The 11,754-nt window shown below is 47.3% G+C and carries 9 protein-coding genes; 2 read left to right on the top strand and 7 right to left on the bottom strand.

Annotated elements, in window-relative coordinates:
- Positions 1-55 precede the first annotated feature (55 nt).
- The 6 genes from AC1XTG_RS12705 to AC1XTG_RS12680 all read right to left on the bottom strand — a co-directional run bounded on the left by AC1XTG_RS12705 (position 56) and on the right by AC1XTG_RS12680 (position 6,934).
- A complete protein-coding gene (locus tag AC1XTG_RS12705) occupies positions 56-889 on the bottom strand; it encodes an ABC transporter ATP-binding protein (protein WP_484842245.1) in 834 nt (277 codons plus the stop codon).
- Positions 890-1,006: 117 nt separating this feature from the next.
- A complete protein-coding gene (locus tag AC1XTG_RS12700) occupies positions 1,007-1,609 on the bottom strand; it encodes a nucleotidyltransferase family protein (protein WP_484842244.1) in 603 nt (200 codons plus the stop codon).
- Complete coding sequence (locus tag AC1XTG_RS12695; RefSeq protein ID WP_484842243.1) at positions 1,609-2,811, bottom strand: XdhC family protein; 1,203 nt, start codon at positions 2,809-2,811, stop codon at positions 1,609-1,611. Before AC1XTG_RS12695 ends, AC1XTG_RS12700 begins: the two co-directional genes overlap by 1 nt.
- On the bottom strand, positions 2,795-3,955 hold the full coding sequence (locus AC1XTG_RS12690) for a cysteine desulfurase family protein (RefSeq protein ID WP_484842327.1): 1,161 nt from the start codon (positions 3,953-3,955) through the stop codon (positions 2,795-2,797). The genes AC1XTG_RS12695 and AC1XTG_RS12690 overlap by 17 nt, the downstream gene beginning before the upstream one ends.
- A 138-nt stretch (positions 3,956-4,093) precedes the next feature.
- Entirely contained in the window at positions 4,094-4,492 is a 399-nt protein-coding gene (locus AC1XTG_RS12685) for a proton-conducting transporter transmembrane domain-containing protein (protein WP_484842242.1), read from the bottom strand.
- 30 nt (positions 4,493-4,522) lie between these two features.
- Positions 4,523-6,934 carry a putative inorganic carbon transporter subunit DabA gene (locus AC1XTG_RS12680; protein ID WP_484842241.1) on the bottom strand — a complete coding sequence of 804 codons (2,412 nt, stop codon included), beginning with the start codon at positions 6,932-6,934 and terminating at the stop codon, positions 4,523-4,525.
- A 254-nt stretch (positions 6,935-7,188) separates the two neighbouring features.
- Here AC1XTG_RS12680 and AC1XTG_RS12675 point away from each other — a divergent pair, with 254 nt between their 5' ends.
- Positions 7,189-7,824: a peroxiredoxin gene (locus AC1XTG_RS12675; protein WP_056281726.1), complete on the top strand. Its 636-nt coding sequence runs from the start codon at positions 7,189-7,191 to the stop codon at positions 7,822-7,824.
- A gap of 235 nt (positions 7,825-8,059) precedes the next feature.
- Here the strand turns inward: AC1XTG_RS12675 and AC1XTG_RS12670 are convergent, their stop codons facing one another.
- The gene (locus tag AC1XTG_RS12670; protein WP_484842240.1) at positions 8,060-8,788 is read right to left on the bottom strand and encodes a DUF6962 family protein; all 729 of its coding nucleotides are present in this window, start codon (positions 8,786-8,788) and stop codon (positions 8,060-8,062) included.
- A 326-nt stretch (positions 8,789-9,114) separates the two neighbouring features.
- Between AC1XTG_RS12670 and AC1XTG_RS12665 the strand changes: the two genes are divergently transcribed.
- Positions 9,115-11,628: a TonB-dependent receptor gene (locus AC1XTG_RS12665; RefSeq protein ID WP_484842239.1), complete on the top strand. Its 2,514-nt coding sequence runs from the start codon at positions 9,115-9,117 to the stop codon at positions 11,626-11,628.
- Positions 11,629-11,754: the final 126 nt, after the last annotated feature.

Below are 11,754 nucleotides of genomic sequence, written 5' to 3'. Positions count from 1 at the left end.
TTGGATCAGGAAAATGAGCACAACAAGGAACATGATTAGTAGTTGTTTCATGAGCTCAGGAGAAAATGGATCTGATGCGCGCAGGATTTTCCATCACTGCATTAAACAGCTGTTCAAGATCAACCCGGCTATCTTCCTGATCAGAGTTTTCAAATACTGCTCTATAACCGCGTAGGGACGGTTCTGAGTAAAGTACGCGACTGTCCATTTCAACAGAACTTAATGTCCCGAAACACAGCCGCTCGTTAACAACGTCGAGACTGTGCTGTAAGAGGATCTGGCTGTTTTCCAGAATGATAATGGAGTCAATAAGATTGTCCAGGTCGCGTACCTGGTGTGTGGATATGAGTATCAGCCTGTCTTTGTCCAGCACCGACGATACAAGTCGCCTGAACTGACTTTTGGACGGAATATCCAGCCCGTTTGTAGGTTCATCCATGATCAATACCCGCGTATTGGCGGCAAGTGCGAAGGCGATCAGCACTTTTTTTCGCTGGCCGTATGACATACCTGTCAGCTTGTTTTTCTCAGGAATGTCCAGTTCGGTAATGTAACCTCTGAATTGTTTCTCGTCAAACCTGGGGTAGAATGGCGCGAGCATATCCAGATATTTTTCGATCGTTACGGAGGGTAGATAAATTTCTTCGGGAATGAAAAACACGTCCTGCAGGAAAGCTGGCTGTCGTTTCCGGGGTTCATAGCCAGCCACAGTGATCTTCCCTTGAAGTGGAAAAAGCAATCCTGCCATATTTCTCAGCAAACTGGATTTTCCCGCGCCATTCTTTCCCAGCAATCCATAAATGTGACCGGAGTTGAGATTTAAGGTAAGGTCTTCGAACAGCTTGTGATGTTTACTATATCCAAAGGAAATGCCGTCAAGGTGGATCATAGTTTATATTGTTTTAGTGTTCTAGGTAAATAGTACACTGTAAATGTAGAAAAGCGGATTCGTTTTTCAGCAGATCAGCTGAAAATTTTTTTTATCAATAAAACTTCAATGGGGTTGCTAGGTGTTACGGAGCAGCCTGCGGTAATCTTCCTGGGTGTCGATATCAACTGAGCCGAGCGGGAACGAAAGAGCGGCTACCTCACTGCCATGTAGTAGAATCAGCTTTTTCGCACCTTCGCTGCCTTTTAGTTGCAGCAGCTGATTGAAATGCGATTTTGTAAATAGGACCGGAGTACCGATGGTACCCTCGTAAGAGGCGGCCACAATTGCTGCACCCGCGTCGGCTTTATCGATAAGAGCCTGCAGGATTTCGGCAGTAACGAAAGGCTGGTCGCTCACGGTAAGAATGCAGCCGGCGATGTCAGGAAAGCGCTCTTTTGCCACCGTGATACCTTTCACAATGGACGAAGCCATTCCTTCCTGCCAAAGCGGGTTGAATGCAGTCCGACAGGGAAGTCCCGCCAGCTCGTTCTCAACCAACGCGGCCGCGGAGCCCGTCACAACGATTACGCTTTCGCCTGCTACTTCCGTTGCAGTTTCGGCAATGTGTCGGATGAGGGTTTTGTTCCGGTATTCCAGCAGCTGCTTAGGCTCGCCCAGCCTGGAAGAATTGCCCGCTGCCAGGATAATCACTGCATACCGGTTTGGAGTTTCTTCCATTATGGATGCGCATTTTGAATCGCACAAAGAAATTCATCTTTTTCCTCCTTGCTGTACTCCATTGTTTTCTGTGCACGGTTGTGGATCGGCTCTTTCTTTTCCCTCAGCGAGCTGCCGGATTTATCATTCAAAACCGCCTTGATTTCGGCAAGTACCGACAATGCGATTTCTTCCGAAGTTTCCGCACCGATATCCATTCCAACCGGCCCGTAAATGCGGGATCTCTGCGATCCGCTGACTTCAATGCCTTCTTTCAGGAGCTCGTCAAACATCCGGTTCAGCTTCTTTTTAGGCCCGAGCGCACCGATATACCTGAACTGATCTTTCAGAACAAGAGATTTTAAAAGCGAAAGGTCATAATTGTAATTATGCGTCATAAGCAGAAAAAATGTCCTGCTGTCGGTAGGTACGTGGGTCAGTAACTCCTCCGCCTTTGCAACAACCACCCGGTTTGCTTTTGGAAAGCGCTGTTTGGTAGCGTGTCCCGCGCGACCGTCAGCAACAGTAACTTCCCAGCCCAGCACGGCCGCCATTTCGACCAGCGGAATGGTATCGTTGCCGGCACCTGCGATGATCAGCGCGGGTGGGGGATTGAAATACTCTATAAAACCAGTTACTTCCTGTTTTTGCAGATTAAAATTCTTGAAAAACGAATCACCGAGCTGATAGGCATTGACTGACTCCTCCATCAGGATCGTGGAGGTGAGCAGGTCTTCGCCTTTATTGATAACCAGGTTGTCATCTTGCAAATGCAAAAAGCAGGTACCGGGCTGCACGCCGTTGCGCGAGTTCAGGGAAAACAATGTTATGGCGACGGCATGCTGTCTTTTCGCCAAAACCTTTTTCAGTAACTCAACAGGATTGTCGGGCTGTGCGGGCTGAATGGGCTCAAACAAAATATGGACGATGCCATTGCACCCGAGCTGTACGCCCAGTGTTGTGTCATTTTCGTCTGTTGTGTCGTAGGTTACAAGCTTGTTTTTCTGTTGTGAAATGGCCAGCAGCGCTTTTCTGAGTGCATCGCCTTCAAGGCAGCCTCCGCTGATTGCACCTGTAAGTTGTCCGTCATCGGTAACGAGCATGCGCGCGCCCGGCCGTCGGTAAGAGGAGCCTTCCACATGCACCACAGTGGCGAGCGCCATTTTTTTACCGGTGGAAATAGCCTGTTCGTACGATTTGATAATTTCACTGATCTCTTTCAATGCGGTGCGCTTTTACAATTGATGATAATACCTTCACACTATGCGCAACATCTTCTTCCGTCGAATATCGCCCGAAACTGAAACGGAATGAATTGTGGATTGTTTCGTCGGATAATCCCATTGCTTTCAGTACGTAGCTCGGCTGCAAAGTGGCTGAGGAACAGGCAGAGCTGCGGGAGAATGCAACATCGCTCCCGGCTTCGAATATCAGCCTTTCGCCGTCAATTCCTTCAAATGCAATATGGGTAGTATGCGGCAGGCGGGATTCCGTATTTCCGTTGATGTGAATGCGGCCGATTGCAGTGAGTTCTGTTTCAAACCGATCACGCAGCTTCGCCAGCCGCACTGATTCGGCGCTCATTTCTTCCATGCACAGCTCGCAAGCTTTACCAAAGCCGACAATGCCGGGTACATTCAGGGTACCGCTGCGCATGTTGCGCTCATGTCCGCCGCCGTCGATCTGGGCTGTGAGCATAACCGCCGGGTTCTTCTTACGCACGTACAATGCGCCCATTCCCTTGGGTCCATACATTTTGTGCGCACTGAAAGCAAGCAAATCGATACCATCTTCCTGCACATTCACCGGGATTTTGCCAACTGCCTGCGTCGCATCTGTGAGCAGAAGTATGTGGTGCTGCCTGGCAATCGCCGCGATTTCCCTGATCGGATGCACAATCCCAGTTTCATTATTGGCATACATAACGCAAATCATGACGGTACTGGCCGTGATCGACTTTTGCAATAATTGCAGATCGATGGTTCCGTCACTCTCAACCGGCAGATAAGTCACATGTACCGCATTGTTCTCCACGTGCCCGCAGGTATCCAATACTGCTTTATGCTCGGTCGAAACAGTAATAATATGTTGATGTGGCCGCTCGTCGGCTTCCAGTACACCTTTTATTGCGAGGTTAACAGCTTCTGTCGCGCCCGACGTGAACACGATTTCATTGGGGTGAGCGCCAATCAATGCAGCTACCTGCTCACGCGCAATATCGACAGCCTCCTCTGCTTCCCAGCCGTATGAATGCGTTCTGCTGGCTGCGTTGCCGAACTTTTCGCAAAAGTAGGGCAGCATTTCTTCCAAAACCCGCGGGTCCATGGGAGTAGTAGCATTGTTATCGAGGTAAACGGGCAGCTTCACGGCCATAGTTTTCTTTAATCGGAACCAGAGATATCCTGATTAACCAAATTAAACAAAAAACCATCTCATTTCACGAACAAGATGGTTTCCTAAAAACTTAAACGAACAGGCTAATTGTGGAATGAACCACAATGCTTTTCAGCGGGCGGTAATCCGCGTCGCCATTAAATTCCATTTCTTCATGCACAATATATATAATGTAAAAAAGAGCTTCTTTTGAAATGAGTTGGGCTTATAAGCTGCATCTGCCCACTTTTTCCGGTGCTCACTTGCCAGACTGCCGAGCGTATGAGGCAATGCAGCCAGCTGATAAATACGCAGCAAAGCGTTACCGGTTAAATGTACCATAGCGAGCACCTGCAAGCCGGCAGCCATTTCGATCAGTACCAATCCGAGCTGCGCAACGAAAGCGTAAGCCACCTGCTTCCTCACAGAGGGTTGTACCAGGGAAATGCCCGTTGAAATCAATGCCGCTGTGAGCCCTGTCAATCCCATGAGTACCCGGACGAAAACGTGATTTGAAATGAATGCAATCATATTGGAGTAAATGCGGCTGCCAGGTAGTATTTAGCCCGGGAAGATTTGGCTATACGATTTGTAAGGTTGAAAATTACCTTCCCTAAAAACATAAAATTCTTGGTCAACCGGGTTCAAGGCAACCAGATGCACCCATTCGTTGTAAAACCATTCATAAGTTTCGCCCAGCTTTTTAATCGTACTCAATACCAGCTGAGGCTCCTGCTCAATAATGAAAAGCAGCCTGATTGGTTCGTGATCTTCTACCATTTGCGCGGGTAATCCGTGCCGCAAATCTCCATTGCTCCGGTTTGCAACTCCCAAAAGTCCCATTGCATTCCACTCCGGCCGGTTTCCTGCACCAAGTTGCTTATTGTCCAGCTTCGAGAAGAAGTAAGTGAGGTTGGTTCCTGCACAAACTGGTACCAGCACTTTCAGGATGTCCAGCAATGAAGTGCCACCGGGATCAGTGGTATAATCATAGGAGCTCAGGTATGCAGGCCATTTAAACCCGTTATTTTGAGTTAAAAACGCTCTGCCTATCACACAAACTGTATTACCTGCGTGGTTTGCAATAACCTGCTGCGTAATTGAAGGCTCCGAACTTAAATGGCCGCCACTACGAATGCCGGGTTTGTGAAATTGATGTTTTGCAGCAGGGTCAAGTGCTTTCTCAAACCTCTCTGCATTGCTGCTGTGCGCCTCACGATTGCGTGGCGACAATGCGGCCAGATCATAAAAAGTAAGCACGTCGGAGGCAGTATCGTGCAGCGCTGCAATGAACTGGGTCGCCGGCGGAATGATAATGCCCCGTAAATGCAGGATCGCGCGCACGCCTGCGTGATTGGCCATTGCACTTAATACCCTTGCATTGAGCGCGCCCGTGTTGCCGGAACAAAAGCCACAATTGTGAGCCGCCTGATAAAGTTCCTGCGCGCCGGAAGTGTGGCCGGTAACATATATAACCGGTGCAAATGCGTCCGTAAGTCCGATACTACGCAAAAGCGTTTCAACCTGGTCTGCCATTTCTTGCACCGTAAACCCGATCTGCAGTCCACTTTCACGGTCGGTCATACTCTTGTTTTCTACGGTCAATCCCGACAAATGCCCACTTTCCCGGGTGCGGAATTCCGGCTTAGTCCATTTAAAAATGCGCCTGATTTTCCCCGTTATCAGTTTTAAACCATTGTAAAACGAGTTCTCTTGCTTTGGTAAAAATGAATGTGATTGCCCAGTTGGATATATCTGACCCACAATGTTTTGTTTGGGTGCATTCTCTTTAATCAGGTGTTTTGGGGAAGTTCCTGCCGGCGCGCATTTGGCATAAAGTTTCGAATGCGCCTTTTGATAAAAGAATTCAACACCAAAAGAGCCAGGCGTGCTGAATGTTTCGCATTCTGCATCAAACTGTTCCAGGGAGCTGCGGAAGGTACTTTCCGGGCTGTCGGAGCAGCATATTGCCTGAAAGCTTTTGGTATCGGGGCTTTTTTCGTCTGGCTGCCGGGTTTGGATGGAAGCGAGTACCTGGTCGTAGTAGCTCCATTCAAAAGCCTCCTGCCAAACCGTTGTTACCCGGCTGAGTTCAGTTACGGGCACTCTGGCAAAGAGATCAACCGGAGGTTCACTGATCCTTTCCGCGAGCGGTGCCCAGTTTTCTCCATAATGCTTGTCGAGTGCGTCAATTTCAAGCAGCAGCTCAAATGCAATCAGATCGTGCAGCGAAATGGCGGCACCGCCAAGCAGTACTGCCAGTTGCGCTTCCAGGGTGGACACAAGCCCCGACCATCCCGGATGTGCAAATTGCTGGTCGAACAGGTATTGTTTAAAAAGCTGCTCATTTCCCACCAGCAAGTCGAGCAGGTAAGGGATATCACATTGGGTATAAACCAGCAGGTTCCGCGCGCGGCTGGTTTTGAAAATACTAGCGAAACTGTTTTTCTCCATTTCCCGGATGGAAGCAAGGAACCCGTTTTCGTGTACAGGGAATTTCCAGATCGCAACTCCCTGATCGAGGTACCCACTCAATATTCTGAAAAGAGTAGGGTGGACGAGGCTATCCAGGTCAATGCGACAAGTCTTCTTCCAGGTAGCCCGCAATGCGCCGATCCGCGGATAAGATTTGCCAGTGTATTTTTTAAACAAAACCCGCTCTCTCCATTCAGACGTATCATCACCGCCGTTCTGTTCGAGAAGTACTTTTTCCAGTCGCTCTGGCGCTACTTTCCTTGCATTGTATAAAGCACGGTAAGCCTCCGGCGCAAGTGAAACCTGGTAGCCGAGGATTTCAGAAGCGTGGCGCAGACCGTCATGAAAATGTAAATTTTGGAAACCGGATAATGGATTTTGATACACAAAATCAGTCAAAGTTAGGTGAGCTGGCAGAAAGCGTCTCAATTCATGCAGTACCTCCTGCTCGTCAAACGAGCTGGTCGCATCCAGTATAGTGGTAGTTGGCGTCTGCATTGTCCCCGGCTGATTAGAAGTGTACGCTTCTTTTCTTTATCCAAAGGAGCTTACCCGCAATTAAAACGCAGTTAAAGGCGCCTTAAAATCAGGTTAAATGTATGGGAATGGCCGCAATGCAGCTTTTCTGAGGTGTTTTTTGATGTTAAAGGAATTCTCCTGCATTTGATTTCAAATGAAACTATTTCTTTAATTTTGTGTTAAACTCTACAACATTGGTAGATTAAATTTGTTTCACTTAAATATATAAACATATGTCACTCAGACTTGGAGATATTGCCCCTGATTTCGAGGCAAACACTACACAGGGACCAATTAAATTCCATGAATGGCTTGGCGAAAGCTGGGGCTTGCTGTTTTCTCACCCGGCGGATTTTACGCCTGTTTGCACAACAGAGCTTGGCAAAACCGCTCTATTGCAAGGGGAGTTCCAGAAACGCAATGTAAAAGTACTGGCAGTGAGCGTAGATGATATCGATTCACACAACCGCTGGATACCCGATATCAATGAAGTAAATGACACAGAAGTTAATTTCCCGATCATCGCAGACGAAGGACGGAAAGTAGCTCAGCTATATGATATGATCCACCCGAATGCAAGCGAAAAGTCTACTGTGCGCTCTGTATTCGTGATCGGACCTGACAAAAAAATCAAACTGACATTGACTTACCCGGCATCTACCGGACGTAATTTCAATGAAATCCTGCGCGTAATTGATTCACTGCAGCTGACAGCAAACTACTCGGTAGCAACACCGGCAGACTGGAAAGACGGAGAAGATGTGATCGTAGTTCCCGCTGTGAGCACAGAAGATGCAGAGAAGAAATTTACAAAAGGTCTCAACATCGTGAAACCATACCTGCGCTACACGCCGCAACCCAATAAGTAAGGGAGAAAGGAGGACAGGGACAACGGATTTAAATGCGAAGGGGTGCCTAAATGGACACCCCTTCGTTTTATTTTACCCCAATACATTCCTTCCTCCCTTTCCTCCCTCCTCCTTTGTCACACTGAGCGCAGTCGAAGTGTTAACAACGTAACACCTTGTCACACCCGGCGCAGCCTACGTACCTTGTCAGTCTGAGCGGAGCCGAAGACCTGTCACGCTGAGCGCAGTCGAAGTGTCACTCTTCCTCCTGTATCACCTTCTCAGGAACAATCATTTCATCCCCATAATATGTCATTTGGCGGGCTCCTTTGTAGTAGTACCAAATGGAAGTTGCCATAGCAATGTGACTGATATCATTATAGTTGAACCACGGCCCGAAGCTGAATTTCAATGCGTGTAACCCGGCTGCAATTGCGCCCCAGAGTGTTGCAATGAAAATATTAACGCTACCCGGATCCTTGCGCTTCTTGTAAACATATATTTCTATCAGGAACAGCATCAGGAACAATCCGTAGAATGCGTGAATTTCAACGACGATGAAGTTCAATGTCACGAAGGTCAGCACGAAGAAAATTGTTAGCTCCACGTAGTTCAGCCAGCCCAGATATTGTCCATTTCGCTTGTTTAGCAGCGGCTTGATGTGCCAGATCGCGGCGCGCTCAAACAACGCCACAGCGATCATGCTCGCAAACCAGCCAGGTATTTTACCTCGCTGCCCGGTGAGGTATAAAAAACCATGACCCAACACCCCGCCGATTGCGGTTGCAATTGCCATAAAAAGGAAGAAATACTGGATTTGTTTATACATACGATGCGCTCTCCCCAGCTTGTTGAGGTGGAAAAATGCATAGAGGCAAATAACCGTCATCGCAAGGCTCGATAACACAGTGGAAGGTTCCAGAATGGTAATACCGAAGACCTGGACTTGGTGGACTTTTGAAAAGTCGATTGCAACATCATTCATGAACAGAAGAGCGTTTAGTCGCGGAAAAATGGAAAGCTAAAACCAATTTTATGGCTAAAAATAAACTACAAACGGGTAAGTAGTGGTAATAACTTGTCCTGAGGGCTCACTTTACCAAAATTATACCAGCTCTGCTTCACATTCTCCAAGGCCGGCGGGCCGCTCGTACTTGTCGTAACGGACAAAAGCGGCAATTGGAAGATGAAAACAGCCCGGCTGTCTATTATCACTTTGGAAGTGGATACAATATTTTTCTTTTGTATCAGGAATTGTATTTAAGTCAGGACAGGTGAACTGCCCCCTCTTTTTATCAAAGTTTTAAAATCATGAAAAACACATTGCTCCTCATTTTAAAAAACGCCTTGCTGATCCTGTTAGCGGCTATTTGGTGTCAGAATGCAAATGCGCAGGTGCCGGCAGGAGCTTCGCAGAACGTTGTAGAAAGTCCTGCAAAAGGCAATTCGAAGATTTCCGGAATTGTACTGGATTCAGCAGCAGCGAAAGGTGTAGAATTTGCCAGCATTGCATTATTCAGTGCCGCAGAAAACAAGGCGATCGACGGTACTACTGCGGATGAAAACGGCAAGTTTACGATTGCGAAAATAGCACCGGGGACTTACAAGCTGCTGATTTCGTTCATCGGGTTCAAAGACAGAACAATTGACAACATTAAAGTAGAAAAGGGCAGGGATATCGAGCTCGGTTCCATTCAGCTGGCTTCGAGCATTCAGAATTTGCAGGAAGTGACCATTACCGGCGAGAAATCGCTCGTGGAAGAAAGGGTAGACCGGCTCGTTTTCAATGCAGAAAAAGATATTACCTCCAAAGGTGGTGACGCAGCTGACCTTTTGCGGAAGGTTCCTATGCTGTCCGTTGACCTGGACGGAAACGTGTCGCTGCGTGGGAGTTCCAATATTCGTGTATTGATCAATAACAAACCTTCAACGATCATCGCCAGCAATGTGGCCGATGCATTAAAGCAGATCCCGGCAGATATGATCAAGACTGTGGAAGTGATCACTTCGCCTTCTGCCAAGTACGATGCGGAAGGATCGGGCGGGATCATTAATATCGTTACTAAGAAAAACAACCTGCAAGGTTTGACGCTCAATATCGATTCCGGGGTAGGTAACCGGGGTACTAACCTGGGTTTGAATGGCAGTTACCGCAAAGGAAAAATGGGTTTTACCCTTGGAGGATTCGGCCGCGCATTTTACAACAAAGCCACTTCTTTGCTGGATCAGACTACGTTTTCAAGAGAAACTTCTTTTCTGACCAAGCAAAGTTCCGATGCGAAAGACCGCGGATTGTTTGGGCAATATTCACTGGGATGGGATTACGATCTGGGTAAGAACCAGGCGCTTTCGGCCGGGCTGCGTTATGGAACGCGGAATTTTATTCAAAAACAAAACCTGACCATTAATCAGTTTGAAAACGATTTGCTTAATCTTACCTCCCAGCGGAAGGTGGATCGGAAGGATCTATCGGGTACCGTAGATTTTAACATCGACTATATCCGCACATTCAAGCCTCAGCAGGAATGGAGCATTTCAACTCTTTACAGCCGCACGGGATTGACAAATAACTTCAATACTGATATACTGGTGGACGAGAATACTGTGAACAGTTCGCTGAAAAATGAGAATAAGAACCATAATTCTGAGTTTACATTACAGACTGATTACCAGACTCCGATAGGTAAAAATCAGCTTATTGAATTTGGTGCAAAAGGCATTTTCAGGACTGTGGACAGCGACTTTCGGTACCTGGTCTCCATTCTGTCAGGAGACTTTGTACTAAGCCCGACCAGTCCGTCAGGTACATTGAATTACAGGCAGAATGTAGGTGCTGGCTACTTATCTTACACACTCACCACAAAGCAAAAATACACCTTCAAGGTAGGTACGCGCTATGAATTCACAGGTATCAAGGCTGACCTGGGCAGTGCAGGCGAAGTAGCAATCCCGAACTATGGTAACTTGGTGCCGAGTATCAATGTTTCCAAAGCGCTTTCGGGAAGTACGACTTTGAAAGCTGCTTATAACCGCCGGATCCAGCGCCCGGGTATTCAACAGCTGAACCCGAACGTGAATCTTTCCAATCCGCAAAGTATCAGCACAGGTAACCCTGCATTGAACCCGGAACTGACGGATAATTTTGAACTGGCGTTAAGCACCAACATCAAGAAAACATACCTGAATGTTTCTGCATTCGCCAGACAGACCAACAATTCGATCACACAGGTAAGAATGGCCGTGGATACCTTGCAAGGGGCGATAGTGACAACATTTGAGAACATCGGAAAGCAGCGGGCTTATGGAATGAATGTGTTTGCAAACGTTTATCTCACTCCCAAATGGACTTTGAATGGAAGTCTCGATATTCTGCATACTTACCTGGAAGGACAAACTACCAACCTGGATGGACTTTCGGAGCAGGCCAGCAACTCGGGATTCAATTATGGCGGCAGGTTAATGTCACAAATTCAGCTTCGCCAGGGTTGGGGAGTACAAGCTTTCGGATTTTACCGCGGCAAAGAAATCCAGCTGCAGGGAACACGCACCGGATTTTATATGTATTCGCTGGGCTTCAAAAAGGATCTTGCTAACAAAAAGGGAAGTGTTGGTTTTGCAGCTGAAAATTTCATGACCAAAGGAGTGCGGTTTACTTCTGACCTGACTTCTCCTCAATTCAACCAGAGCTCTCAAACGCAGCTTTATAATCGCAATTTCAAGATTACATTCAATTACGCGATCGGGAAAATGCGTTTTGATGCGCCTAAACGCAAAACTAAATCAGTCAATAACACGGATGTAATCGGCGGAGGCGACCAGAAATAAGGGATAGTTAATTACTTTTGAGAGAACCGGTGTGCTGGCTGCGCGCCGGTTCTTTATTTTGATACCTTCTAAAAATATGAAAGCGCCTAAGTAATACGTTATTTTGACAAGATAATTTAGCATTTT

Source organism: Dyadobacter sp. HNCC25DJ183 (assembly GCF_056895175.1).
This window is presented reverse-complemented; position numbering and strand designations above follow the sequence as displayed.

What these genes read in the sequence shown, in the direction of transcription:
- AC1XTG_RS12700 (WP_484842244.1), bottom strand. Translation starts at nt 1,609, where the DNA reads ATGGAAGAAACTCCAAACCGGTATGCAGTGATTATCCTGGCAGCGGGC.
- AC1XTG_RS12705 (WP_484842245.1), bottom strand. Translation starts at nt 889, where the DNA reads ATGATCCACCTTGACGGCATTTCCTTTGGATATAGTAAACATCACAAG.
- AC1XTG_RS12685 (WP_484842242.1), bottom strand. Translation starts at nt 4,492, where the DNA reads ATGATTGCATTCATTTCAAATCACGTTTTCGTCCGGGTACTCATGGGA.
- AC1XTG_RS12665 (WP_484842239.1), top strand. Translation starts at nt 9,115, where the DNA reads ATGAAAAACACATTGCTCCTCATTTTAAAAAACGCCTTGCTGATCCTG.
- AC1XTG_RS12680 (WP_484842241.1), bottom strand. Translation starts at nt 6,934, where the DNA reads ATGCAGACGCCAACTACCACTATACTGGATGCGACCAGCTCGTTTGAC.
- AC1XTG_RS12675 (WP_056281726.1), top strand. Translation starts at nt 7,189, where the DNA reads ATGTCACTCAGACTTGGAGATATTGCCCCTGATTTCGAGGCAAACACT.
- AC1XTG_RS12670 (WP_484842240.1), bottom strand. Translation starts at nt 8,788, where the DNA reads ATGAATGATGTTGCAATCGACTTTTCAAAAGTCCACCAAGTCCAGGTC.